Annotated in this window: 26 protein-coding genes; 8 read left to right on the forward strand and 18 right to left on the reverse strand. The window is 70.8% G+C overall.

The features are described from left to right. Window positions 1–36: 36 nt before the first annotated feature. On the reverse strand, window positions 37–1827 hold the full coding sequence (locus ACQ452_RS23120; protein ID WP_433387266.1) for a 3-hydroxyacyl-CoA dehydrogenase family protein: 1791 nt from the start codon (window positions 1825–1827) through the stop codon (window positions 37–39). 236 nt (window positions 1828–2063) lie between these two features. Then, window positions 2064–2516, reverse strand: coding sequence for an FHA domain-containing protein (locus ACQ452_RS23125; RefSeq protein WP_433387268.1), 453 nt, complete (start codon window positions 2514–2516; stop codon window positions 2064–2066). A 215-nt stretch (window positions 2517–2731) separates the two neighbouring features. Here ACQ452_RS23125 and ACQ452_RS23130 point away from each other — a divergent pair, with 215 nt between their 5' ends. Both ACQ452_RS23130 and ACQ452_RS23135 read left to right on the forward strand, forming a co-directional pair. Beyond that, entirely contained in the window at window positions 2732–4228 is a 1497-nt protein-coding gene (locus ACQ452_RS23130) for an aldehyde dehydrogenase family protein (RefSeq protein WP_433387270.1), read from the forward strand. Window positions 4229–4296: 68 nt separating this feature from the next. Then, window positions 4297–4974 (forward strand): methyltransferase domain-containing protein, encoded by a 678-nt coding sequence (locus ACQ452_RS23135; protein WP_433387271.1) that lies wholly within the window; start codon window positions 4297–4299, stop codon window positions 4972–4974. 44 nt (window positions 4975–5018) lie between these two features. Here the strand turns inward: ACQ452_RS23135 and nucS are convergent, their stop codons facing one another. Then, entirely contained in the window at window positions 5019–5678 is a 660-nt protein-coding gene (nucS, locus tag ACQ452_RS23140; RefSeq protein WP_433387273.1) for an endonuclease NucS, read from the reverse strand. A 71-nt stretch (window positions 5679–5749) separates the two neighbouring features. Between nucS and ACQ452_RS23145 the strand changes: the two genes are divergently transcribed. Beyond that, complete coding sequence (locus ACQ452_RS23145; protein ID WP_433394359.1) at window positions 5750–6367, forward strand: DUF4126 domain-containing protein; 618 nt, start codon at window positions 5750–5752, stop codon at window positions 6365–6367. Between the two features lie 101 nt (window positions 6368–6468). On the opposite strand, the gene ACQ452_RS23150 is transcribed toward ACQ452_RS23145, so the two are convergent. Then, on the reverse strand, window positions 6469–7056 hold the full coding sequence (locus tag ACQ452_RS23150) for a hypothetical protein (RefSeq protein ID WP_433387275.1): 588 nt from the start codon (window positions 7054–7056) through the stop codon (window positions 6469–6471). Window positions 7057–7701: 645 nt separating this feature from the next. On the opposite strand from ACQ452_RS23150, the gene ACQ452_RS23155 reads away from it, so the two are divergent. Then, window positions 7702–8643: a polysaccharide deacetylase family protein gene (locus ACQ452_RS23155; protein ID WP_433387277.1), complete on the forward strand. Its 942-nt coding sequence runs from the start codon at window positions 7702–7704 to the stop codon at window positions 8641–8643. 60 nt (window positions 8644–8703) lie between these two features. Next, window positions 8704–9006: a DUF1540 domain-containing protein gene (locus ACQ452_RS23160; RefSeq protein ID WP_433387278.1), complete on the forward strand. Its 303-nt coding sequence runs from the start codon at window positions 8704–8706 to the stop codon at window positions 9004–9006. On the opposite strand, the gene ACQ452_RS23165 is transcribed toward ACQ452_RS23160, so the two are convergent. Continuing rightward, entirely contained in the window at window positions 8991–11021 is a 2031-nt protein-coding gene (locus tag ACQ452_RS23165; protein WP_433387280.1) for a protein meaA, read from the reverse strand. The two genes, ACQ452_RS23160 and ACQ452_RS23165, sit on opposite strands and share 16 nt — an antisense overlap. A gap of 152 nt (window positions 11022–11173) precedes the next feature. Here ACQ452_RS23165 and ACQ452_RS23170 point away from each other — a divergent pair, with 152 nt between their 5' ends. After that, complete coding sequence (locus ACQ452_RS23170) at window positions 11174–12022, forward strand: ABC transporter ATP-binding protein (RefSeq protein ID WP_433387282.1); 849 nt, start codon at window positions 11174–11176, stop codon at window positions 12020–12022. Beyond that, window positions 12019–12864, forward strand: a complete 846-nt coding sequence (locus tag ACQ452_RS23175) for an ABC transporter permease (protein ID WP_433387284.1) — start codon at window positions 12019–12021, stop codon at window positions 12862–12864. Before ACQ452_RS23170 ends, ACQ452_RS23175 begins: the two co-directional genes overlap by 4 nt. Window positions 12865–12912: 48 nt before the next feature. On the opposite strand, the gene ACQ452_RS23180 is transcribed toward ACQ452_RS23175, so the two are convergent. Further along, on the reverse strand, window positions 12913–13761 hold the full coding sequence (locus ACQ452_RS23180) for a 3-hydroxyacyl-CoA dehydrogenase family protein (protein ID WP_433387285.1): 849 nt from the start codon (window positions 13759–13761) through the stop codon (window positions 12913–12915). Window positions 13762–13906: 145 nt separating this feature from the next. Further along, entirely contained in the window at window positions 13907–15349 is a 1443-nt protein-coding gene (murA, locus tag ACQ452_RS23185; RefSeq protein ID WP_433387286.1) for a UDP-N-acetylglucosamine 1-carboxyvinyltransferase, read from the reverse strand. Between murA and ACQ452_RS23190 the strand changes: the two genes are divergently transcribed. Then, on the forward strand, window positions 15348–15920 hold the full coding sequence (locus tag ACQ452_RS23190; protein ID WP_433387287.1) for a cob(I)yrinic acid a,c-diamide adenosyltransferase: 573 nt from the start codon (window positions 15348–15350) through the stop codon (window positions 15918–15920). The genes murA and ACQ452_RS23190 overlap by 2 nt on opposite strands. Before the next feature lie 222 nt (window positions 15921–16142). Here ACQ452_RS23190 and ACQ452_RS23195 read toward each other — a convergent pair whose 3' ends face one another. The 11 genes from ACQ452_RS23195 to ACQ452_RS23245 form a co-directional block, all read right to left on the reverse strand. Continuing rightward, a complete protein-coding gene (locus ACQ452_RS23195; RefSeq protein ID WP_433387289.1) occupies window positions 16143–16598 on the reverse strand; it encodes a DUF2550 domain-containing protein in 456 nt (151 codons plus the stop codon). Window positions 16599–16610: 12 nt separating this feature from the next. Continuing rightward, window positions 16611–16895 (reverse strand): F0F1 ATP synthase subunit epsilon, encoded by a 285-nt coding sequence (locus ACQ452_RS23200; RefSeq protein WP_433387291.1) that lies wholly within the window; start codon window positions 16893–16895, stop codon window positions 16611–16613. Window positions 16896–16984: 89 nt separating this feature from the next. Beyond that, window positions 16985–18127 carry an LCP family protein gene (locus ACQ452_RS23205; protein ID WP_433387293.1) on the reverse strand — a complete coding sequence of 381 codons (1143 nt, stop codon included), beginning with the start codon at window positions 18125–18127 and terminating at the stop codon, window positions 16985–16987. 215 nt (window positions 18128–18342) lie between these two features. Next, entirely contained in the window at window positions 18343–19797 is a 1455-nt protein-coding gene (atpD, locus tag ACQ452_RS23210; protein ID WP_433387295.1) for a F0F1 ATP synthase subunit beta, read from the reverse strand. Further along, complete coding sequence (locus tag ACQ452_RS23215) at window positions 19797–20726, reverse strand: F0F1 ATP synthase subunit gamma (RefSeq protein WP_433387297.1); 930 nt, start codon at window positions 20724–20726, stop codon at window positions 19797–19799. The genes atpD and ACQ452_RS23215 overlap by 1 nt, the downstream gene beginning before the upstream one ends. A gap of 10 nt (window positions 20727–20736) precedes the next feature. After that, complete coding sequence (atpA, locus tag ACQ452_RS23220; protein WP_433387299.1) at window positions 20737–22380, reverse strand: F0F1 ATP synthase subunit alpha; 1644 nt, start codon at window positions 22378–22380, stop codon at window positions 20737–20739. Window positions 22381–22470: 90 nt separating this feature from the next. Then, a complete protein-coding gene (locus ACQ452_RS23225) occupies window positions 22471–23292 on the reverse strand; it encodes a F0F1 ATP synthase subunit delta (protein ID WP_433387301.1) in 822 nt (273 codons plus the stop codon). Next, entirely contained in the window at window positions 23292–23819 is a 528-nt protein-coding gene (locus ACQ452_RS23230) for a F0F1 ATP synthase subunit B (RefSeq protein ID WP_433387302.1), read from the reverse strand. The genes ACQ452_RS23225 and ACQ452_RS23230 overlap by 1 nt, the downstream gene beginning before the upstream one ends. Before the next feature lie 31 nt (window positions 23820–23850). Then, complete coding sequence (gene atpE / locus ACQ452_RS23235; RefSeq protein ID WP_088998660.1) at window positions 23851–24078, reverse strand: ATP synthase F0 subunit C; 228 nt, start codon at window positions 24076–24078, stop codon at window positions 23851–23853. Between the two features lie 90 nt (window positions 24079–24168). Continuing rightward, entirely contained in the window at window positions 24169–24990 is an 822-nt protein-coding gene (gene atpB / locus ACQ452_RS23240; protein ID WP_433387303.1) for a F0F1 ATP synthase subunit A, read from the reverse strand. After that, window positions 24991–25212 (reverse strand): hypothetical protein, encoded by a 222-nt coding sequence (locus ACQ452_RS23245; RefSeq protein ID WP_433387304.1) that lies wholly within the window; start codon window positions 25210–25212, stop codon window positions 24991–24993. It lies immediately after the preceding gene. Window positions 25213–25349 lie beyond the last annotated feature (137 nt).

Here is a 25349-nt window from a genome sequence, read left to right on the forward strand (position 1 = left end):
CTCAGACGCCGTCACCGGCCCCAGGTGTTGACCCGTTCAGCGACGGGTGTGGTCGCGGAATCCCCGGCCGCTCTTGCGGCCCAGGTAGCCGGCCGTGACGAGGTGTTCGAGCAGCGGCGCGGGTGCGAAGCCCGGCTCGCGCAGCTCCAGGTAGAGCTCGCGCTGGATGGCCAGGGAGACGTCCAGGCCGACCACGTCGAGCAGCTCGAACGGGCCCATCGGGTAGCCGCAGCCCAGCTTCATCGCGTGGTCGATGTCGTCGGCGGTGGAGTAGCTCGCCTCCAGCATCTTCACCGCGTCGTTGAGGTACGGGAAGAGCAGCGCGTTGACGATGAAGCCGGACCGGTCGCCGCAGACCACACCCGTCTTGCCCAGTGCGGCGCAGACCGCGCGGGCGGTGGCGGTGGTCTCCGCCGAGGTGCGGATGGTCTCCACGACCTCGACCAGCGGCATGACCGGCGCCGGGTTGAAGAAGTGCAGCCCGATCACGTCGGCGGGCCGCTGGGTGGCCATCGCCACGTCGATCACCGGCAGCGAGGAGGTGGTGGTGGCGAGCACGACGCCCGGCTTGCAGATCTCGTCGAGGCTGGCGAAGAGGGCCTTCTTGACGCTCAGCTCCTCGACCACCGCCTCGACGACGAGGTCGACGTCGGCGAGGTGTTCCAGGGTGGCGGACCAGTTGATCCGGCCGAGTGCGGCGTCCCGGTCGGCCTCGCTGAGCTTGCCGCGCACCACGCCCTTGTTGAGCGAGGTCCTGACCGCCTCGAAGACCCTGGCCGACTTCTCCGCGCCCCGGGTCACCGAGACGACCTCGTAGCCGGCCTTCGCGAAGACCTCGATGATGCCGGTGGCCATCGTCCCGGATCCGACGATACCGATCTTGGCGGTGGCGCGGGCGCCGTCGCCGACCGCGGCCTGCGTCGCCACCGGCGTACGCTCGTCGGGTACGACGACCGGGGAGCCCGGCCGCTCGTAGGTGTAGAAGCCCCGACCGGACTTACGCCCGAGCAGCCCGGCGGTGACCATCTGCTTGATCAGCGGCACCGGGGCGTGCCGGCGGTCGCGCCCGCCGCGCCGGTACATGGTGTCCAGGATCTCGTACGCGGTGTCCAGGCCGATCAGGTCCATCAGCGCCAGCGGGCCCATCGGCAGGCCGCAGCCGAGCTTCATGGCGGCGTCGATGTCCTCGCGGGTGGCGTAGTGCGCCTCGAACATGCCGACGGCGTGGTTGAGGTAACCGAAGAGCAGCGCGTTGGCGATGAAGCCGGCGCGGTCGCTGATGGTGACGTCGACCTTGCCGAGTCGGGAGCAGAGCGCCTCCACGTCGGCCACCACGTCGGCGGAGGTGACCACCGTCCGGACCACCTCGACCAGCTTCATGACCGGGGCCGGGTTGAAGAAGTGGATGCCGATCACCTGGTGGGGCCGGCTGGTGGCGACGGAGATCTCCGTGACGCTCAGCGACGAGGTGTTGGTGGCCAGGACCGCCTCGGGGCGGCAGACCCGGTCCAGTTCGGCGAAGATCCGCTGCTTCAGGTCCAGGTGCTCCGGCACCGCCTCGATGGCCAGGTCCACCGAGTGCAGCGCGTCCAGCCCGACCTCGAACCGTACGCGGCCCAGCAGGGCGTCCCGCTCCGTGTCGGCGAGCTTGCCCCTGGCCACGGCCCGGTCCACCGACGCGGTGAGGATGGCCCGGCCGCGTTCCAGCGCGCCCGCCGAGACCTCGACCGCGACGACGTCGACCCCGTTGCGCGCGAACACCTCGACGATGCCGGCGCCCATGGTGCCCAGACCCACAACGCCAACGCTGGTGAAATCGCGCGCCACGACCTGCCTCCCCAATACTCCGCGAGGCCGCGTTAACGACCACTAAGCCTATGCGCGCGAGTCTGCCACGTGACGCTGCGTTGTCGAGGCGCCGTGGGAAATTTCACGAGCCCGCCGCGACCGCGCACGGCTGCCGCGGGTGCTGTGGCGTCCCGGCGCCCGTTCGGCTGCCGGCCGGGCGGTCCGGTCAGCGGGAGGGCGGACCGGTCAGCCGGGCGGGCGGTCTGCCGGCGGGGTCAGGACTGGATGGCCAGCGCCGCCGGCGCCGGCGGGTCGGCGCCCGTGTCGGCCGGGGCGGCGATCGGCAGCGGCAGGGTCGGACGGCGGTCCCGGCGCGGCTCGCCGAAGCTGAACCCGACAGGATCGGTCCGCGCCATGCCCGGGTCGTAGACCCGCAACTCGGTGCGGCCGAGTCGGACCACGTCCCCGTCGGTCAGCCGCTCCACGCCGGTGATCCGCCGGTCGTTCAACCAGGTGCCGTTGGTGGAGCCCAGGTCCGCCACGGCGGCCCCGTCCCCCGTCAACCAGATCTCGGCGTGCCGGCGACTCAGGTGGGCGTCGTGCAGCGCGATGTCGGCGGTCACCCCACGCCCGATGACCTGCCGCGCGGGACCGACCCGAAAGCTCAGCCCTCGCATCGACCCACCGGCCACCGTCAACAACGGCCTCAGTTCCGGATGTTCCTCCATGGACAGTAAGCCTCCCCGCATGGTTACCCCGTGCGTCAGCTTGCCATCACACGGTAGTCGCCCTCCACCGCCACATGGTCAACTCCGCGCACCGGCCGGACACCTCGACTCGGCAGATCGGGTGTGCCACGGCGGCAGAATTATCACCGGTCAGGCAGACGGCGGCCGACACCGCGGCCCTACCGGCGAGTAGCTCCCGGGTCTAGACTTCCGTCATGACGGCTGTGAATGTGCCGGGCGCTCCGGTCATCGAGGGCGGGCTACTGATCTCGACGAGCCCGGCGACGGGCGCGGAGGCCGGACGCGTGCCGGTCGCCACCGCCGAGGACGTCGGGCGCGCCGTCGCACGGGCCCGCACGGCCGCCGGATGGTGGGCCGGGCTCGGCTTCGGCGGGCGCCGGGAGCGCCTGCTGCGCTGGCGCGGCCTCCTGGCCCGGCGGATCGAGGAGATCGCCGAACTGGTGCACGCCGAGGGCGGCAAGCCGGTCGCCGACGCCGTCGTCGAGGTCGTCACCGCCATCGAGCACGTCGACTGGGCGGCCCGCAACGCCCGCCGCGTGCTGGGGCCCCGCCGGGTCCGCTCCCGGCTCATCCTGGCCGAGTTCTCCGCCCACCTCGAATACCAGCCGTACGGCGTCGTCGGCGTGATCGGGCCGTGGAACTATCCCGTCTTCACCCCGATCGGTTCCGCCGGGTACGCGCTGGCGGCGGGGAACACGGTGGTGCTGAAGCCCAGCGAATACACCCCCGCCGTCGGGCAGTGGCTGGTCGACACGTTCGCCGAGGTGGTGCCGGAGCGGCCGGTGTTCACCGCGACGCACGGGCTCGGCGACGTCGGGGCGGCGCTCTGCCGCTCCGGAGTGGACAAGGTGGCCTTCACCGGTTCGTCGGCGACCGCACGCAAGGTGATGGCGGAGTGCGCCGAGTCGCTGACGCCGGTGCTGCTGGAGGCGGGCGGCAAGGACGTCATGATCGTCGACGCCGACGCCGACCTGGACGCCGCAGCCGAGGCCTGCGTCTGGGGGGCGTTGACCAACGCCGGGCAGACCTGCATCGGCATCGAACGGGTCTACGCCGTCGCGCCGGTCTTCGACGCCTTCGTCGGCAAGGTGGTCGAGCGGGCCGGCCGGTTGACGGTCGGCGCCCACGACGCCGACATCGGCCCGATCACCATGCCGAGCCAGATCGACGTGATCCGCCGGCACATCGACGACGCGCTGGCCCGGGGCGGGCGGGCGGTCCTCGGCGGTGCGGACGCCGTACAGCCGCCGTACGTGCGGCCGACCGTGCTCGTGGACGTGCCGGAGGACTCCGCCGCCGTACGCGAGGAGACGTTCGGCCCGACCCTGACCATCAACCGGGTCCGCGACGCCGACGAGGCGGTCGCCCGGGCCAACGCCCTGTCGTACGGCCTGGGGGGCTCGGTCTTCGGCCGTCGGCGCGCGGTGGCGATCGCGCGGCAACTGCGCTCGGGCATGGCGTCGGTGAACTCGGCGCTGACCTTCGCCGGGATGTCCACCCTGCCCTTCGGTGGTGTCGGCGACTCCGGCTTCGGACGCATCCACGGCGAGGACGGGCTGCGCGAGTTCAGCCGCGCCAAGGCAATCACCCGGCGACGGGCCCCGTCGCTGCTGCCCTCGACGACCTTCGAGCGGACGCCGGCCGACGTCGCCCGACTCGTGAAGGCCATCAAGGTCATGTACGGCAGGTGACTGTCGGATAGCCGATCATGAACGTCCGGGCGTGTGTCCAACATGGTGCGCGCAGTACATTTCGTTAGATGCGCCCCCATCGATTGCGCTTCCACCTCATCGACAGCGACCAGTCGTGGAGCGCCCGCCACCGGCGCCGCCGTGCGGAGTGGCTGGCCCGGACCTTCCCCGACCTGGAGAAGATGCACGTCATCGACCTGGGCGGCCGGCTCGGCACCTGGCGCCGCGCGGAGGTGCGGCCGGCGCGCGTACACGTGGTCAACCTGGAGCGACCGCCCACGGACGTCCCGGAGTGGGCGGAGGTCGACCGGGCCGACGCCTGCGACCTGCCGGCCCGGATCACCGCGCGCCGCTACGACCTGGTCTTCTCCAACTCGGTGCTGGAGCACGTCGGCGGGCACGAGCGGCGGCTGCGCTTCGCCGACGCCGTACGCAAACTCGGCGACCGGCACTGGGTGCAGACGCCCTACCGCTACTTTCCCATCGAGCCGCACTGGATCGCGCCGGGCATGCAGTTCCTTCCGGTACGGCTGCGCACCGCGTTCGCCCGCCGCTGGCCGCTCGGGCACAAGCCGACCCGCACCCATGAGGCTGCCATCCACCAGGTGCTCTGGACGGAGCTGCTCGACCGCTCGCAGATGCGGCACTACTTCCCCGACTCGCACATCCTCGTCGAGCGGGCGGCCGGCCTGCCCAAGTCGCTGATCGCCGTCCGCGCGGACGGACCGCCGGGCCCACCGCCGTGACAGCCGGCGACACCCCTCCGCCGTGACAGCCGGCGGCACCGGCGTCAGAAGAGGGTGAGCTCGTCGCGCTCGATGCCACGCAGCCTGTCGTAGTTCACGACCACGCAGCGGATGCCCCGGTCCCGGGCCAGGACCCGGGCCTGCGGCTTGATCTCCTGCGCGGCGAAGACACCGGCGACCGGGGCGAGCAGCGGGTCGCGGTTCATCAGTTCCAGGTAGCGGGTGAGCTGCTCCACGCCGTCGATGTCGCCGCGCCGCTTCACCTCCACCGCGACCGCGCCGGAGTTGCCGTCGCGGCAGAGCAGGTCGACCGGGCCGATGGCCGTCATGTACTCCCGACGTACCAGCGTGAATCCCGTACCGAGGGTCTCCGGGTTGGCCGCCAGCAACTCCTGCAGGTGCGCCTCCACGCCGTCCTTGCGCAGCCCCGGATCGACGCCCAGCTCGTACGAGGTGTCCTGGAAGACCTCCTCCAGGGTGATCCGCAGCTCCTCGCCGGCCTTGTTGACGACCCGCCAGACGCCGGGAGCCTCCTCCAGCCGACAGGGCGGGCTCATCCAGTTCAACGGCTTGTACGCCCGGTCGTCGGCATGGATCGACACCGACCCGTCCGCCTTCACCATCAGCAACCGGGTGGCCGGCGGCAGGTGGGCCGAGAGCCGTCCGACGTAATCCACCGAGCACTTCGCAATGACCAACCGCACCGGATGAGGGTAGCCGAGACCCTGGGTCTCGCCACCGAGCGGCACTGGCGTGCCGGTGCCATGCTGAGATGGTGCTCGAAGTTCTCACCGGTACGGGTCTCGCCGCCTCGGCGGGGCTTAACGCATACATCCCCCTGCTCACCATGGGTCTGCTGGCCCGCTACACGAGCCTGATCGACCTGCCCGGCGGGTGGCAGTGGCTGGGCAACGGCTGGGTGATCGCGATCCTGGCGGTGCTGCTGGCCGTGGAGGTCGTCGCCGACAAGGTCCCGGTGCTCGACCACGTCAACGACGTCGTGCAGACCGTGGTCCGGCCCACCGCCGGCGGCCTGGCCTTCGGCGCCGGCTCGTCGTCGGAGACGGTGACGGTCAGCGACCCGGGCAGCTTCTTCTCGTCCAACCAGTGGGTCCCCGTGGTGACCGGGGTGGTGATCGCCCTCGGCGTACACCTGTTGAAGTCCGCCGCCCGACCGGTCATCAACGCGACCACGGCCGGCGTCGGCGCACCGGTGGCCAGCACCGCCGAGGACGCCACCAGCGTGGTCATGTCGGTGGTGGCGATCATCCTGCCGGTGTTGGTGCTGGCCTTCCTGCTCGCGCTGGTCGCCTTTCTCTTCTGGTTCCTGCGCCGGCGCTCCGAACGCCGGCGGGAACGTCAGGCGGCCCGGGCCGCCGGCTTCCGCGTCTGACCGTCGGGCTCCGGGCTCCGGGCTCCGGGCTCCGAACAGCCGACTGGCCGGCACCCCGGGGTGGGGTGCCGGCCAGCGGCGTTTCGCTCGACTGCTCGTGGTCAGCTGTTCCAGTGCTCGGCGACGAGGTCGGCGGCGAGCTGCTCCCACTGCGCGTAGTGATCCGGGTACGCCGACACCTGCACCGTCTGCGCGGCCTCCGTCAGCGGCATGTCCTGCCACCCGTCAACCTGCTTCAGACCCTTCAGGAACGCCGTCGTCGCGTACTCCGGGTCGGTGATCTGCTCGATACTGCCCCAACCACTGGACGGACGCTGCTGGAACAGGCCCTGCGAGTCATGGTCGTTGCGGTCACCCAGGTGACCCAGGTTCTCCAACTTCGACTCCTGCAACGCCGTCGCGATCGACACCACCGCGGCCCGCTCGTCCATACCGGCCTTCTTCGTCGCGGCGATGATCGACTTGGTGTTCGCGACCTGCTCGTCGGACAGGTCGATACGCGACTGCTCGCCCTGCACACCGTGCGGGATGAGCTTCGCCTTGTCCACGACCGGCTTGTCGGCGCGCACCGTCACCACGGAGGCGTCCACCGGCGCGGCGGCCTGCGCGGCCACGGGACCGGCGAACACACCACCGGCGAACGCCAGACCAGCAACACCAAGAACACCCTTACGCATGATCGTGTTCATCAGAAACGCTCCATTCGGGGGTCGGCACCCACACGCACCAAGGGGGGTCGGCACGCGCGGACACAAGCACCGTCCGGCGCTCAAACGAACTCAAGAATCCGACGACACGTCGGGAAAGCTTTCGAAGGGGAGAACCGGGCCGCTCGGTGGGACGGGGGATGCCCTCACGCCGCCCGGACCAGGTGTAACGACCGGCGGCCCGCCATCATTCCCGGGGGCCCGGGCGCACCAGCGGCGCACCCCGTACTCGGCCGTACGCAAGATGTAACGACCCCGGCCCCGCCACGATTCCGCCCCCACGATGCCCCCGGTCACACCCAAACCCGACACCCACCCCGATCCCACGTGAGGCACCACCACACAGACACCGACATTCGACCGCAAATCGGCCACTCGTGACATGCGGCGCTGAGCACCCGACGAGACCTTGGAAGCAAATGGCCCCCGAAGGGGCTTCCCCTACCAAGATCTCCCGACAACGTCGGGCAACCTCGGCGACCGGGGCAGCAGGCAGCACAGCGACCGGCGACCAGGCAGCAGCACAGCGACCGGCGAAACCGGGCAGCACAGGGAGACCGGGGCGGGCCCTCAGCGGGCGGCCTCGGCGGGGCACACCGGAGTCCGAGGCACTGACATCATTCCCCGGTGCAGGTGAAGATCTCCCGCGTTCTGCCCGTCGCGCTGCTCGCCGTCGGGGTTGCCGCCGTGGCGCTCCTCGTCGGCCCGGCCACGCTGCGCCCCCCGGCTGACGCCGGCATCGCCTGGATCGCGGCGCCGGGCGGGGCCGCGCAGCCCTCGACAGCACGGTCGGCCTCGACGCCCCCGGCGTCGCCGGGGGCGGTGGGGCAGGCCCCGGCCACGCCCGGCGCGGCGCTCCCCGGCGCGGCGCTCGCCGGAGCGACACCGGTGGGGACGAGGCCCCCCGTCGTCGATCATGGGCCTCGCACGGGGAACAAGGTGGCCCTCACCTTCGACGCCGACATGACGGACGCCATGCGGCGGCAACTGCGCAGCGGGGCGGTGCGGTCGTACGCGAACCTGAAGATCATCGACCTGCTGGAGCGGGAACGGGTGCCGGCCACCTTCTTCCTCACCGGCAAGTGGGTCGAGCAGTACCCGGACGTGACCCGCCGGCTCGCCGCGAACCCGCGCTTCGAGTTGGCCAACCACACGTACGGGCATCTGGCCTTCACCCCGGACTGCTACGGGCTGCCCCGCATCCCGGATCGGGAGATGACGGCCGACGTGGCCCGGACGTTCGACGTGGTGGCCGCGTACGGGGGGCGGCAGACCCGGTACTTCCGCTTCCCGGGGCTGTGCCACGACCGGAAGGCCCTGGCCGCGCTGGCGCCCCTGGGGGTGACCGTGGTGGACGGCGACGTGGTCAGCGGCGACCCGTTCGCGAAGTCCTGGCGGCCGGTGGTGCGCGCGGCGCTCGACGGGGTGCGCCCCGGTTCGGTGATCATCCTGCACGTGACGGAGGCGAACGCGGCGATGACGGACGAGGCGCTGCCGCACATCCTGGCGGGGCTGGCCGAGCGCGGCCTTGAGCCGGCGCCGCTCTCGGAGGTGCTCGGGCCGGGCTGAACCAGCCTCACGGAAGGCCGCAAAAGCCTAAAATCGGGGCAGGACTCTAGAGGAGGTCTCATGACCGCAGCAACGGAGATGCCCCGCGTCCAGGAGTGTGTGGTCGCGGCCTGCTCGTACAACCACACGAACGACTGCCATGCCTTCGCCATCACCATCGGCAGCCCGGACCACGCGCACTGCCACACGTTCGTCGACATGCCCACGGTCCGCGTCGGGGTGGACGGCGGCATGACCGCGCAGGTCGGCGCCTGCCAGCGCGCGGACTGCCGGCACAACGAGCAGCTGGAGTGCCACGCGCCGGCGATCAAGGTCGGCCCGGACAACGACCTGGCCGACTGCATGACCTACGCCAGCCGCTGACCCGCCCCTCCGTCCGGGGCGTTGGCTTCCCGGATCACGGTGACCAGCTCGTCGATGATCCCGGTCAGGGCGAAGTCCTTCGGCGTGAAGACGCGGGCCACCCCGGCGGCGCGGAGCTGCTCCGCGTCGCCGGCGGGGATGATCCCGCCGACCACCACCGGCAGGTCCGGGCGACCGGCGGCACGCAGGCCGGCCAGCACCGCCGGCACCGCCGCCAGGTGCGAGCCGGAGAGCACCGAGAGCCCGACGAGGTCCACGTCCTCCTCGACGGCGGCGGCGACGATCTGCCCGGCGGTCAGCCGGATGCCCTGGTAGACCACCTCGAAGCCGGCATCGCGGGCGCGTACCGCGATCTGCTCCGCGCCGTTGGAGTGTCCGTCGAGGCCGGGCTTGCCGACGAGCAGCCGCAGCCGGCCGCCGCCCAGCTCGCGAGCGGTGGCGGCGACCCGCGCCCGGACCGCGACCAGGGTGGCGTCGCCGCCGGCCCCGGCGCCGCCGGCCAGGCCGGTCGGTGCCCGGTACTCGCCGAAGACCCGCCGCAGCGCGCCGGCCCACTCGCCGGTGGTCACCCCGGCCCGCACGCACTCCAGCGTCGCCGGCATCAGGTTCGCAGTGGTCGCGGCGTCCGCGCACAGCCGCGCCAGCGCCGCGTCGACAGCCGCGTCGTCCCGGTCGACCCGCCACCGGCGTACGGAGGCCGTGGCCGCCGCCTCGACGGCCGGGTCGACCCGTTCGACGGCCTCGGCACCGGCGGCCGTCAGCGGCGACGGCTCGGTCTCGGTGAACCGGTTGACGCCGACCACCACGTCGGTGCCGGCCTCCATCCGGCGGCGCCGCTCGGCCAGCGAGGCGACGAGGGCGCTCTTGAGGTAGCCGGTCTCCACGGCGGCGACGACGCCGCCGGACTCCAGCACCCCGTCCAGTTCCGCCCGGGCACCGGCGACGATCTCGTCGACCAGCGCGGTCATCACGTGCGAGCCCGCGAAGAGGTCCGGGTACTCCAGCAGGTCCGACTCGTACGCGAGCACCTGCTGCATCCGCAGCGACCACTGCTGGTCCCACGGCCGGGGCAGGCCGAGCGCCTCGTTCCAGGCGGGCAGCTGCACGGCACGGGCCCGGGCGTCCCGGGAGAGGGTCACGCCGAGCATCTCCAGCACGATGCGCTGGATGTTGTTCTCCGGCTGCGCCTCGGTCAGCCCCAGCGAGTTGACCTGCACCCCGTAGCGGAACCGCCGCTGCTTCGGGTTCTCCACCCCGTAGCGCTCGCGGGTGATCTCGTCCCAGAGCACGCCGAAGGCGCGCATCTTGGCGGTCTCCTCGACGAAGCGCACGCCGGCGTTGACGAAGAATGAGATCCGCTGCACGACGTCGCCCATCCGCTCCCCGGGCACCTGCCCCGAGTCGCGGACCGCGTCGAGCACCGCGACGGCGGTGGCGAGCGCGAAGCCGACCTCCTGCACCGGCGTCGCGCCGGCCTCCTGGAGGTGGTAGGAGCAGATGTTCACCGGGTTCCAGCGCGGCATCTCACGCAGCGTGTACGCGATGACGTCGGCGGTCAGCCGCAGCGAGGCGGCCGGCGGGAAGATGTGCGTACCCCGGGAGAGGTATTCCTTGATGATGTCGTTCTGGGTGGTGCCGGCGCAGCGGGCCAGCTCGGCGCCCTGCTCCGTGCCGACGGTGCCGTAGAGGGCGAGCAGCCACATCGCCGGTGCGTTGATGGTCATGGACGTGTTCGTGTCGGCCAGCGGGATGCCGTCGAAGAGGGCCCGCATGTCGCCGAGGTGCGCCACCGGGACCCCCACCCGGCCGACCTCGCCGACGGCGAGCTCGTGGTCGGGGTCGTAGCCGGTCTGCGTCGGCAGGTCGAAGGCGACCGACAGCCCGGTCTGCCCCTTCGCCAGGTTGCGGCGGAAGAGCGCGTTGGTCGCGGCGGCCGAGCTGTGCCCGGCGTACGTGCGCATCACCCACGGGCGGTCGCGCTCGGGCAGCCGGCCCGAGAGAGCCATCTCGTCCATGGCGGGAGTCTAAGTTACCGGCCAGTCACCGGGGCTGTGGAAAACCACACAGCTCGATCCGGCCGGTCCCCCCGGGCGACGCGTCCGGCACGGTTGCGAACACCACACCCCCCGGCCGGGCCGCCGCCGGTACCGGGTCGCACACTTGACAAATGCATGACGAGTTGGCGATCTCCGTACGGGGGCTGCGCAAGGCGTACGGCGACAACGTCGCCGTGGCCGGCGTGGACCTCGACGTCCACCGCGGCGAGGTCTTCGCCCTCCTCGGCCCCAACGGCGCCGGCAAGACCACCACCGTGGAGATCCTGGAGGGCTACCGGCGGCGCGACGCCGGTGACGTCGCCGTCCTCGGCAGCGACCCGGCCCGGCCGGCCGCCGACTGGCGCTCCCGGGTGGGCATCGTGCTCCAGGGCACCGGCGAGTTCGACGAGCTGACGGTCGCCGAGGTCGTGCGCCACTTCTCCGGTTTCTACGCCGACGCGGAGGATCCCGGCAAGGTCATCGAGCGAGTCGGGCTGGCCGACAAGGCGAAGGCCCGCACGCACACCCTCTCCGGCGGGCAGAAGCGCCGCCTCGACGTGGCGCTCGGCATCGTCGGCCGCCCCGATCTGCTCTTCCTGGACGAACCGACCACCGGCTTCGACCCGGAGGCACGGCGGGAGTTCTGGGAGCTGATCCGCGACCTGGCCGCCGCCGGCACCACAATCGTCCTCACCACCCACTACCTCGACGAGGCCGAGGCCCTCGCCGACCGGGTCGGTGTGATCGCGGGCGGTCGGTTGATCGAGGTGGCCAGGCCCGACCAGCTGGGCAACCGGCGGGAGGCCCTCGCCACGGTCTCCTGGCGTACGCCGCAGGGGGCTCGGGAGTCGGCGGAGAGCGCGACGCCGACGGCGCTGGTGGCGGAGCTGGCCGCGCGCTTCGGCGGTGAGGTCCCCGGCCTGACGGTGACCCGGCCGACCCTGGAGGACATCTACCTGCGCATGATCGGACACGCATGACCACCACGACGCAGCCGGCCGCGCCGGCCAGCACGGCACCGTCCCGACGGCCCGGTCCGGTCGCCCTCACGCTGCGCCAGAGCCGGCTGGAGATCACCCAGTTCCTGCGCAGCCGGGAGTCCGTCGTCTTCACGATGGGCTTCCCGGTCATCATGATCCTGATCTTCGCGGCGATCTTCGACGACGACATCGCCCCCGGGATCAGCTACACGCAATACTTCATCACCGGCATGATCGCCACCGGCCTGATGACGGTGAGCTTCCAGAACCTCGGCATCTGGATCCCGATCGAGCGCGACCGGGGGGTGCTCAAGCGCTACCGGGGCACGCCGATGCCGAAGTGGGTCTGGTTCGCCGGCAAGGTGCTCATGGTGGTGGCGATCGGCATCGCCGAGACGGTGCTGCTGCTCGCCGTCTCGGTGGCCCTGTTCGACCTGGAGCTGCCCGGCACCGCCGCGAAGTGGCTGACCTTCGGCTGGGTGTCGGTGCTCGGCGTCACCGCCTGCACGCTGTGCGGCATCGCCATCTCGTCGCTGGCCCGCACCGCCCGCAGCGGCTCGGCGGTGGTCACCCCGGTCGCGCTGGTGCTCCAGTTCATCTCCGGGGTCTTCTTCGTCTTCACCGAGCTGCCGACGTGGATGCAGCAGGTGGCGGCGCTCTTCCCGCTGAAGTGGATGTGCCAGGGCCTGCGCTCGGTCTTCCTGCCGGAGTCCTTCGGCGCCCGCGAGCCGGGCGGCTCGTTCGAGCTGGACCGGGTCGCCCTGGTGCTCGTCGTGTGGTGCGTGGTCGGCCTGGTGCTCTGCCTGACCACGTTCCGCTGGACGACCAAGCGCGACGGCTGAGCCCAACCCGGGGCGGCACCGGCGGTGCCGCCCCCGTCCGCCACGTGCTCAGTACGTGTAGAAGCCCTTGCCGCTCTTGCGGCCGAGGTCACCCGCGGTGACCATCCGCTGGAGCAGCTCCGGCGGGAAGAACTTCTCGTCCGCGGTGTCGGCGTAGATGTTCTTCGAGGCGTGCATCAACACGTCCACGCCGGTCAGGTCGGTGGTGGCCAGCGGGCCCATGGCGTGGCCGAAACCCAGCCGGCAGGCGGTGTCCAGGTCCTCGGCCGACACCACGCCCGACTCGACCAGCTTGACCGCCTCGACGACCAGGGCCGAGATCAGCCGGGTGGTGACGAAGCCCGCGATGTCCCGGTTGACCACCACGACGGTCTTGCCGATCTCCTCGGCGAACGACCTCACCGTCGCCAGGGTCTCGTCGCTGGTCTTGTAGCCGCGCACCAGCTCGCAGAGCTTCATCATCGGCACCGGCGAGAAGAAGTGGGTGCCGACGACCGCCTCCGGGCGTGCGGTCACCGCGGCGATCTGGGTCACCGGGATGGCCGAGGTGTTGGTGGCCAGCACCGCGTCGGACTTGCAGATCTTGTCCAGCGCGCGGAACACCTCGTGCTTGATCTCCAGCCGCTCGAAGACCGCCTCGACCACGATGTCGGCGTCGGCCGCCGCCTCCAGCTCGGTGGTCGGCGTGATCCGGCCCAGCGTCGCCTCGACCTCGGACGCCTCGATCCTGCCCTTCTCGGCGAACCTGGTCAGCGACTTGCGGATGCCGTCCATGCCCCGCCCGGTGGCCGCGTCGTCCAGGTCCCGCAGCGTCACCTGCCAGCCCGCCTGCGCCGCCACCTGGGCGATGCCCGAGCCCATCAGCCCGGCCCCGACGACCGCGAGTCGACCCGCCATCTGTTTCTCCCTCGCCTGGTTGAGTTCCTGCCAGCACCCTAACCGGCCCGCCTGAACGGCTGCTAAGGCATGTCGGCAGGGGCGCCCGGGAGCGGTGGCGCCGAGGGCGGTCGGGGCCGCAGGGCCCGAGCTGTCGGGCGGTCGGCTAGATGGCGAGGTCCGGCTCCTGGGGCGCGGTGCCCCGGTCCACCTCGACCCCGAGCGCGCGCAGGTCGGCCGCGAAATCCGGGTAGCCCCGGTCCACGTGGTGCACGTGGGAGACCTCGGTGACCCCCTCCGCGCAGAGGCCGGCGATGATCAACCCGGCGCCGGCCCGGATGTCGGTGGCACGCACGGGCGCACCGGAGAGCCGGGGCCTGCCCCGGACCACCGCGTGGTGGCCGTCGGTCTTGATGTCCGCCCCCAGCCGCATCATCTCGTTGGCGAACATGAACCGGCCGTCGAAGATGTTCTCGGTGATCAGGGAGGCCCCGTCGCTCACCGCGGCCAGGCCGATCGCCATCGGCAGCAGGTCGGTGGCGAAGCCCGGGAACGGCAGCGTGACGACGTCCACCGCCTGCGGCCGGTCGTCCATCCGGATGCGGAACGCGTCGCCCCGGGTCTCCACCAGGCCGCCCGCCGAGACCAGCTTGTCGAGCGCGACCTCCAGGAACGCCGGCGCCACCCCGGTCACCGTGACGTCCCCCCGGGTCATCGCCGCGCCGAAGGCCCACGTGCCGGCCACGATCCGGTCCCCCACCGTGGCGTGCCGCACCGGCCGCAGCCCCGGCACGCCCCTGATGTGCAGGGTGGAGGTGCCGGCGCCGGAGATCCGGGCACCCATCTCGTTGAGCATGGTGCAGATGTCGACGATCTCCGGCTCCCGGGCCGCGTTCTCGATGAGACTCGACCCCCGGGCCAGCACCGCCGCCATGATCAGGTTCTCGGTAGCTCCGACGCTGGGGAAGTCGAGCGCGATCTCCGCGCCGTGCAGCCCTCGCGGCGCCGACGCGATCACGAAACCGTGCTCGCCGGAGATCTCGGCCCCCATCCGGGTCAGTCCCGACACGTGCATGTCGAGGCCCCGCGACCCGATGGCGTCGCCGCCGGGGTGGGCCACCCGCACGTAGCCGCAGCGGGCCAGCAGCGGACCCAGCACGCAGATCGACGCGCGCAGCCGCCGTACGAGGTCGTAGTCCGCCTCGGTGCCGGGCTGCTCGGGGACGTCGATGACGACCGACCGGGACCGGGCCGTCCCGCCGCGCGCGACCATCGGGTCGACCGGATCGTCGGCGTCGAAGTGGACGCCGCAGCCGAGCCGGCGGAGCACCTCGCCCATGATCGCGATGTCGGTGATGCGCGGCACGTTGGTGATCACGCTGCGCCCCGGGGCGAGCAGCGCGGCGGCCATCAGCTTCAGCGCCGAGTTCTTGGCGCCGACGACGTGCACCGAGCCGGCCAGGCGCGCGTCGCCGCGTACCCGGATGACGTCGACGTCGTTGACCGCCGGGTCACCGGCGTCGCCGGGGCCCACCCCCGCCGTTCGGGCGGTGCCGCCGCTCGGGCGCTCCGGGGTCGTCAGATCCGGTATCCGTAGGCTGTGCGTCATGGCCGTCCACCTCACGCGCATCTACACCAAGGCCGGCGACGCCGGCATGACCAGGCTGAGCAACAACGAGCAGGTGCCGAAGACCGATCCGCGCATCTCCGCGTACGCGGACGTCGACGAGTGCAACGCCGCGATCGGCGTGGCGCTCGCCCTGGGGCAGCTCGACGACGAGCTGCGGGCCGTCCTGGCCTCGATCCAGAACGACATGTTCGATGTGGGCGCCGACCTGGCCACCCCGGTCGAGCCGGATCCGAAGTACCCGCCGCTGCGGGTCACCGAGGCGTACGTCGAGCGCCTGGAGGGCTGGTGCGACGAGTACAACGCACGCCTCAGCAAGCTCGACTCCTTCATCCTCCCCGGCGGCACCGCGGGTGCGGCGCTGCTGCACGTGGCGCGGACGGTCGCCCGGCGCGCCGAGCGGGCGGCGTGGGCCCTGGTCGCGCACGACCCCGATCGGACCAGCCCGCTCCCGGCAAAGTATCTCAACCGGCTCTCCGACCTGCTCTTCATCCTGTCAAGGACGGCAAATCCGGCCGGAGATGTGCTATGGGTGCCGGGCGGTAACCGCTGACCACGCGGCCCTCGTGCCCACCGGAGACCCGGTGGGCACGCTGCACCACGTCGAGGTCTGGATGCCCGATCTGAGCGCCGCCACACGCTGCTGGGGCTGACTGCTCGGCGAGTTGCGCTGGACGTCGTTCCCGGAGTGGCCGGACCGGTCGCTCCTGGCGGCTCGGCCCGACGTACCTGGTGCTGGAGCAGTCAGGGGTACCAGGTCGAACTGGACGGGACGTCAGGCTGCGGGCCAGTCCTGGGAGGCCATACGCGGCGAGACCGCCCCCGGAGGGGCGGCCTCGAGCCAGGAGAGGAAACCGGTGACGGTGGACCGGGCCATGGCGATCTCCACCGGGGCGTGGTCACTCGTACAGCGGAGGATGACCCAGTCGGCGGGCATCGACAGGCGCTCCTGCCCCTCGGGGAGCCGCCGGCGCTCGACGGCCAGCCCCTTGCGGCAGAGCACCCGGGTGGGCCGGATGGCGAAGCTGAACAGCCGGTACCAGCGGAGCTGGTCGCCGACGAAACGGCCGAAGCCGGGAGACCAGCCTCGGCCGTCGAGCATCGTGGAGGTCCGTACGCCGAGCCGGATGATGCCCCCGCTGCGGGTGACGACGGCCCGCCGGGCGAAGAGGATCAGAAGTGCGCCGAGGATGACAGCGACGCCGATTCCGATCCCTTCGACGATCCCCATCGACGTTTCGGCTCAGCGGCTCTGCGCGGCGGAGACCGGGGTGGCGCTCTCGGCCAGTACGGTGACGCCGTCGGCGCTCACCGACAGGAAGCCACCGGCGACCTCGTAGGAGACCTGCTCGCCGCCGGGAAGCTTGATGCGCACCTGGCCGGGCTCGGCAAGCTGACCGAGCAGGGGCGCGTGCCCCGCCAGCACACCCAGCTCGCCCTCGGTCGTGCGGGCGACGACCATCTCGGCCTCGCCGGACCAGACCTTCTCCTCGACGGCTACGAGCTCGACGTGAAGCTGCTTTGCCACGCTGTCTCCTTGCTGCGGCGGCGGATTGTCGAAAGTCTAGTCGGGCCGCCGGCCAGCACCCAAGGCGGGTGGCGAGACCTGCGCCACGACTACTTCGCCTTGTTCTGGAAGTCGGGATGCTCCACCAGGAAAGCGTCGAGTTGTTCCTTCTTCAGGGCGGTGAAGAAATCGTCCACCGCGGGCTCGAACCTCTCGCCCCGGTATCTGCCGTTGACGGTGACCGACCCGCCCGGCAGCTTGATCATCTGGATCGTCTCCGGGCGGATGTTCTTCAGCGCCAGCCCGAAGTCGACCACGCCGTTGCCCCGGCCGCTGAAGATCAGCGACTGCCCGGCCGCCCGCAGCACCCGGTCCAGCTTCACCGGGTTCGTCACCACGTCGGCGCTCAGCGCCTGGCCCGCCATGGCCTTGACGAACTGCTGCTGGTGCCGCTGCCGGCCGTAGTCGCCGTCGGGCACGCCGTTCTTCGGGTAGCGCTGACGGACGTAGTCGAGCGCCTGCCAACCGTTGAGGTGCTGGCTGCCCTTCTTGTAGACCGCCTGCGGCCCGACGTAGCCGTCACCGTTCGGGTTGCCCTTACGGTGCTTGCCGTCCGGCTCCCGGTGCTCGGAGCGCACCTCGCGCTCGATCTGCATCGTGACGCCGCCCATCGCGTCGACGATCTTCTTGAAGCCGCTGAAGTTGATGATCGCGCCGGCGTCGAAACGCGTGATGCCGGTGGCGTTCTGCACGGTCGACGCCAGCAGTTCGAAGCCGCGGGCGGCGTCCGGGTTGGCGCCGGGCACCCGGCTGCCGTACGACATCGCCGCGTTGAGCCTGTCGGTGCCGCCGTTGAACTCCGCCCGGCTGAACTTGGGGATCTCCACGATGAGGTCGCGCGGCATCGAGAAGAGGTAGGCCCGGTCCAGTTCCGCCGGCACGTGCAGCACCATGACCGAGTCGGCCAGCGGCGGCGTCTCCGGCTCACGCGGGTCGATCCCCACCAGCAGGATGTTCAGCGGGCCCTTGATGTCGCTCTTGCGCTCCTTCGCCCCGGCCGCCTGGTCGCCGAAGAGGTCGGCCTTGCCGACGGCGCCCTCGTAGCGGGTCATCAGCGCCTCGGCGCCGGCCAGCACGGCGCCGCTGACGAGCACGAGGACGGCCCCGAACACGGTGCAGACCCGCGCCCAGCGGGGCACGCCCGACCACCTCGACGGCCTGCCGCCACCCTTGCCGGCCTTACCCACGATCATCTCCGTTCGTCACGCCCACGATGAGGAGACGGGCGCACACAGCCGAATGGTTGCAGTTGGACGCCCACGCGGGGGCGAGCGGATCGACGGTACCCCGCTGGCGACATGATCGCCGAACGGCCGGAACCGGGCAGCGCCGCCCGGACGACCCCGCAAACGAAGACGAGAGGCCGCCCCGGCAGTGCCGGGGCGGCCTCTCGCACAGGACCGACTGGTCAGCCCTTCATCAGCTCAGCAGCCTTGCGCTCCAGGTCCTCCAGACCACCGCACATGAAGAAGGCCTGCTCGGGGAGGTGGTCGTACTCACCCTCGCTGATCTTCTTGAAGGCCTGGATGGTCTCCTCGATCGGGACCGTCGAGCCCGGCACGCCGGTGAACTGCTCCGCCGCGTAGGTGTTCTGCGACAGGAAGCGCTCGATGCGCCGCGCACGCTGCACGGTGATCTTGTCTTCCTCGGAGAGCTCCTCGATGCCGAGGATGGCGATGATGTCCTGCAGGTCCTTGTACTTCTGCAGGATCCGCTTCACCTCGGTCGCCACCGCGAAGTGCTCGGCGCCGACGAACTCCGGGGCGAGGATCCGGGACGAGGACGCCAGCGGGTCCACGGCCGGGTAGATGCCCTTGTCGGAGATCGACCGCTCCAGGTTGGTGGTCGCGTCGAGGTGGGCGAACGTGGTGGCCGGGGCGGGGTCGGTGTAGTCGTCCGCCGGCACGTAGATCGCCTGCATCGAGGTGATGGCCTGGCCCCGGACGGAGGTGATCCGCTCCTGGAGCTCGCCCATCTCGTCGGCCAGGGTCGGCTGGTAACCCACGGCGCTCGGCATACGGCCGAGCAGGGTGGAGACCTCCGAACCGGCCTGCGTGAAGCGGAAGATGTTGTCGATGAAGAGCAGCACCTCCTGCTTCTTCACGTCACGGAAGTACTCCGCCATGGTCAGCGCGGAGAGGGCGACCCGGAGCCGGGTGCCCGGCGGCTCGTCCATCTGGCCGTAGACCAGCGCGGTCTTGTCGATGACGCCGGACTCGGTCATCTCGGCGATGAGGTCGTTGCCCTCGCGGGTGCGCTCACCCACGCCGGCGAAGACCGAGGTGCCACCGAAGTTCCGGGCGACACGGGTGATCATCTCCTGGATGAGCACCGTCTTGCCCACGCCGGCACCGCCGAACAGGCCGATCTTGCCGCCCTTGACGTACGGGGCGAGCAGGTCGATGACCTTGATGCCGGTCTCCAGCATCTCGGTCTTCGGCTCCAGGTCCGCGAAGGCCGGAGCCTTGCGGTGGATGCCCCAGTGGTCGTCCGGCTGGAGCGTCTCGCCCTCGGTCAGGTTGAGGCACTCGCCGATGGCGTTGAACACGTGGCCCTTGACCGTGTCGCCCACCGGAACCATGATCGGCGACCCGGTGTCGCGCACCTCGGCGCCACGGACCAGGCCGTCGGTCGGCTGCATCGAGATGGCGCGGACCAGGTTGTCACCCAGGTGCTGGGCGACCTCCAGGGTCAGCGTCTTCTCGCCACCGGAGAGCGTCACGTCCACGTGCAGGGCGTTGAACAGGGCCGGCATGGCGTCGCGCGGGAACTCGGCGTCGACGACCGGGCCGATGACCCGGACCACGCGACCCGTGGCCGTCCCGGTCTCGGCTGGTCCACCAGCAACTGCGGATACAGTCATCACACTTCACTTCCCGACGCGGCGAGCGCGTTCGCGCCGCCGACGATCTCGCTGATCTCCTGGGTGATCCCGGCTTGACGGGCCGAATTCATCTCGCGCGTGTACTTCTCGATCATCTCTTCGGCGTTGTCGGTGGCGCTCTTCATCGCCCGCCGACGGGCCGCCGACTCGCTCGCCGCCGACTCCAGCAACGCCGCGTAGATCCGCGTGTTGATGTACTTCGGCAGCAGCGCGTCGAGCAGCGCCTCCGCGTCCGGCTCGAACTCGTACGCCGGCAGCGCGCCCTCGGACCGGGGGCGGTCCTCCACCTGCATGGGCCCGATGATCCTGGTGACCGGCGTCTGGGTCATCAGGGACTGGAACTCGGTGTAGACGATGTGCAGCTCGTCGACGCCGAGCACACCGTCCGCCCCGGCGCCGCCGTCGACGTCGTCCGCGCCGGCGGTGAACGCCTTGATCAGCGTCTCACCCACCGTGCGGGCGTCGGCGAAGGTCGGCTGCTCGGAGAAGCCCGTCCAGTTGGCCTCGATCGGCCGGTCGCGGAACCGGAAGAACCCGACACCCTTGCGCCCGATGACGTAGAGCACCGGCTCCTTGCCGTCGGCCCGCAGCCGGGCGATCAGCGACTCGGCCATCTTGATGGCGTTGGAGCTGTAACCACCGGCGAGGCCGCGGTCGGAGGTGACCAGCAGGACGCCCGCCCGCCGCACCCGCGGACGCGCGGTGAGCAGCGGGTGGTCGATCTGCGAGTTGGACGCGAGCGCCGTGAGCACGCCGGTGACGGCCTGGGCGTACGGCAGGGACGCCGCCACCCGGGCCTGGGCCTTGGCGATGCGGCTCGTCGCCACGAGCTCCATCGCCTTGGTGATCTTCTTCATCCCCTTCGCCGAGCGGATCCGTTGACGAAGAACGCGTACCTGGGCCGCCATGAGTCAGCCCTTACCGCTTCTCGGCCTGGCCGTCGCGGAAGCGGGTAACCGTCTCGCGGTTCTCCTCACCCTCCAGCGGCGCGGCCGGGGCGTCGTTGATCCGCCGCTCGTCTTCCTTGCCGAGGAAGACCTGCTTGAACTCGGCGATCGCGGCGTCCAGCGAGCCGACGATGTCGTCGTTCCACTGGTTGTCGGCGATGCCGGCCAGCACACCCTCGTGCTTGTGGCGGAGGTACTGGAGGAACTCGGACTCGAAGCGGCGGACCTCGCCGACCGGGATGTCGTCCAGCTTGCCCTCGGTGCCGGCCCAGACCGAGACGACCTGCTCCTGCACCGGGTACGGCGAGTAGTTCGCCTGCTTGAGCAGCTCCACCAGGCGGGAACCCCGGTCGAGCTGGGCCCGGGAGGTCTTGTCCAGGTCGGAGGCGAAGGCGGCGAACGCCTCCAGCTCACGGAACTGGGCCAGGTTGAGCCGCAGCGAGCCGGCGACCTTCCGCATCGGCTTCACCTGGGCGGCGCCACCGACCCGGGAGACCGAGGTGCCGACGTTGATGGCCGGCCGGACGCCCTGGTTGAACAGGTCGGTCTCGAGGAAGATCTGGCCGTCGGTGATGGAGATGACGTTGGTCGGGATGAAGGCCGAGATGTCGTTGGCCTTCGTCTCGATGATCGGCAGACCGGTCATCGAGCCGCCACCCAGCTCGTCGGAGAGCTTCGCGCAGCGCTCCAGCAGGCGGGAGTGCAGGTAGAAGACGTCACCCGGGTACGCCTCACGGCCCGGCGGGCGACGCAGCAGCAGGGACACCGCGCGGTACGCCTCGGCCTGCTTGCTCAGGTCGTCGAAGACGATCAGGACGTGCTTGCCGCCGTACATCCAGTGCTGCCCGATGGACGAACCGGTGTAGGGGGCGAGGTACTTGAAGCCGGCCGGGTCGGAGGCCGGGGAGGCCACGATGGTGGTGTATTCCATCGCGCCCGCCTGCTCCAGGACGCCCTTGATCGAGGCGACCGTGGAGGCCTTCTGGCCGATGGCGACGTAGATGCAGCGGACCTGCTTCTTCGGGTCGCCGGAGCGCCAGTTGTCCCGCTGGTTGAGGATGGTGTCCAGCGCGACGGTGGTCTTGCCGGTCTTCCGGTCACCGATGATCAGCTGACGCTGGCCACGGCCGATCGGGGTCATGGCGTCGACGGCCTTGAGGCCGGTCTGCAGCGGCTCGCTGACCGACTGCCGCGACATCACGTTCGGGGCCTGAAGCTCCAGCTCGCGGAAGCCCTCGTTGGGGATGTCGCCGAGCGCGTCGATCGGCTCGCCGAGGGCGTTGACCACGCGGCCGAGGAAGGCGTCGCCGACCGGCACGGAGAGCACCCGGCCGGTGCGCTTGACGCGCTGGCCCTCTTCGAGCTTGGCGGAGTCACCGAGAACGACGACACCGATCTCCCGGACGTCGAGGTTCAGCGCCACACCCAGGGTGCCGTCCTCGAACTCCAGGAGCTCGTTGGTCATGGTCGAGGGGAGACCCTCGACGTGGGCGATGCCGTCGCCGGTGTCGGCGACGGTGCCGACCTCCTCGCGGGAGAGTTCGGACGAGTAGGAGGAGACGTAGCGCTCCAGGGCGCCGCGGATCTCCTCCGTCGAGATGGTCAGCTCGGCCATCCTCTGCTTCCTTAAATTTCAGGGGCCCGGGATACCTAGTACCGACCGGTCCGAATGGCGTCTATCAGGGCGCTGGGCGGCGGTGCCGCCTCAGCGCTTCGTGAGCGCGTTGCGGCTCTCGTTGAGGCGGCGCAGGACGGTGCCGTCGTACAGGTCGGAGCCGACCCGCACGCTCACGCCACCGAGAACTGAGGGGTCCACCGTCTGCTTGACGGAGACCTCTCGACCGTATATCGCGGAGAGACTCGCGCCCAGCCGGCGCTCGTCGTCTTCACTCAACGGGGCCGCGGCGGTCACGTACGCCACCTGCCGGTCCCGCCGGTCGGCGGCCAGCTCGACCAGCCGGGTGAGCGCCCCGACGAAGGAGCGTCCCCCGAACCCGCTCAGCGCGACCTCGACGAGGCCGACGGTGACCGGGCGGGCCTTGCCGCTGAGCAGCTCGCGGGCCAGGGCGGCCCGCTGCCCCACCGGGGCGATCGGGTCGGCCAGCGCGTTGGAGAGCGCGGGCTGACCGGCGACCACCTGACCGAAGCGGAACAGCTCGTCCTCGACCTCACCGAGGTCGCCGGCGGTGTCCGCGCTGGCGAGCAGCGCCTCCACGCCGAGCCGCTCGGTGCCGCCGAGCAGCTCCGACGGCGCCGACCAGCGGTTGGCGACCAGCGAGGCGACCAGGTCCAGCGCCTCGGCGCCGACCTTGCCGCGCAGCAGCTCGCCGAGCAGGGCGGCCCGGTCGGCACCGGAGCGCGCCGGGTCGGAGAGCGCCCGGCGCAGCCGCGGCTCGCGCCGCAGCAGGTCGGCGACGGAGAGGATGTCGGCGGCGGTGGTGGCCACCGCCGACGGCTCCGTGCCGCGGACGTACGCGTCGAGGCGCTCGGCCGCGATCTTGTACGACTCCCGGCTGGCGGCCTGCATCAGCGGGCCCCCGCGCTCTCGAGGTTGCTCAGGAACCGGTCGACGGTGCCCTTGCGACGGGCCTCGTCGGCGAGGGACTCGCCAACGATCTTGCTGGCCAGTTCGACCGCGATCGTGCCGACCTCCGTGCGCAGTTCGCGCGAGATGGTGGCCCGCTCGGCGGCGAGCTGCTCCTTGCCGGCCGCGATGATCCGGTCGGACTCCTCCCGCGCCTTGGCGAGGACGTCCTGACGGATGCCCTCGGCGTCGGCTCGGGCGTCGTCCCGGATCCGGGCCGCCTCGTTGCGTACCTCGGCGAGCTGGGTCCGGTACTGCTCCAGCACCTGGTTCGCCTCGGCCTGGGCGGCCTCGGCCCGCTTGAGGCCACCCTCGATCGCGTCGACCCGCGCCTGGTACATCGCCTCCATGCGGGGCATGACGAACTTCAGCAGGACGAAGCAGAGCAGGGCGAAGGAGATCGTCCCGATGACCATCTCCTGCCAGATCGGCAGGATGGGGTTGTGCGCGCCTTCGGCGGCGAGGAACATGTCAGACCTCCGGGTCGGGAGAGAGCTCTCGTCAGCCGCCGACGGCGAAGGCGAGCACCAGGCCGAAGAGCGCGAGCGCCTCGACCAGGGCGAAGCCCAGGATCAGCCAGGTCCGGTTGTAGCCGGCGGACTCCGGCTGGCGCGCGCTCGACTGGATGTAGGCCGCGAAGACCAGGGCGACACCGATACCGGGGCCGATGGCGGCGAGACCGTAGCCGATGGTGTTGACGCTGCCGCCGATTTCGGCAAGAACAGTCATTGCGGGTATTCCTCCTGTTCGACGCGTGAGGTCTCACGCGTTACGCGGTGTACCAGAAGCTTGGTCGGGCCGGGTGACCCGCCGAGCTGATCAGTGCTCGTCGGCGAGCGACGTCCCGATGTAGTTCGCGCTGAGCGTGACGAAGACGTAGGCCTGCAGCACGGCGACCAGCACCTCGAAGAAGGCCATCACGATCGCCATCAGGAAGGAGAGGACCGAGGTCGCCTGGATGAAGATGCTGCTCGAGTTGAGCATCACGAAGCCGCCGACGGTGAAGACCAGCAGCAGCAGGTGGCCGGCGAACAGGTTGGCGAAGAGCCGCAGCGCCAGCGTGACCGGCCGGACGATGAAGTTCTGCATGAGCTCGATCGGGATCAGCAGGAAGTGCATCGGCCACGGCACGTTCGGGATGATCAGGCTCATCTTGAGGTATTTGCCGAGGCCGTGCTTGCGGACGCCGATGTAGAGGTACATGACGTAGGAGATCATCGCGAGCACGATCGGGAAGGCGATGTGCGAGTTGGGCGAGATCTGCAACCCGGGCACGATGCTGAAGAGGTTGGTCAGCACGATGAAGCTGAACAGCACCGTGAAGTAGGGCGCGAAGCGGACGCCCGCCGCGCCCATCTGCTCCTTGGCGATGTTGTCCCGGACCAGGCCGTAGACCGCCTCGGCGTAGAACTGGGGCCGGCCGGGGACCAGCTTGGGCTTCCGGTAGGCGAGCATGAAGAAGATGATCAGCAGCGCCACCGCGAGCCAGATCATGATCCCGAATTTGGTGACCCAGGGCCCGGCCACGTCCGGCGGATAGAAATCTCCGACGCTGGGGGGCCAGGGAAGCTCCTGGGCGACGACCAGCTGTCCGCTCACCGTGTCATCCTCCGCACTCGACAGACCCGCGCGTGCTGGCACTCAAGCACTGAGCCTCTTCATGATCAGGTAAATCGCTCCGGCCGCGCCGAAGATCATGCCGACGGCGACCCCGATGCCGGTCCGCAGATCGAGAAATCGCTCCGCCAACCAACCGAGGAAACCCCACACCACGATGCCGGCGAGCAGGTAGCCCAGAACGGCCCCTGCCGCGCCCTCCGACGAGTGTTCGTCGGACCTTCGGGAGGGTGGGTCTTCGGCCATGACGTCGCGAACAATATCAGCAGGGACGCGCGGGAGTGTGCGGCACCCCCCACACTGCGGGCAGCGTGCGGGCGATGGTGCGGGCGCGTAATTCGTTGGTCAGGCTACTCCCGTGCGGCCCCTCACGGCAGCCCGAA

This window comes from Micromonospora sp. KLBMP9576 (assembly GCF_050941805.1).
Classification (GTDB): domain Bacteria; phylum Actinomycetota; class Actinomycetes; order Mycobacteriales; family Micromonosporaceae; genus Micromonospora.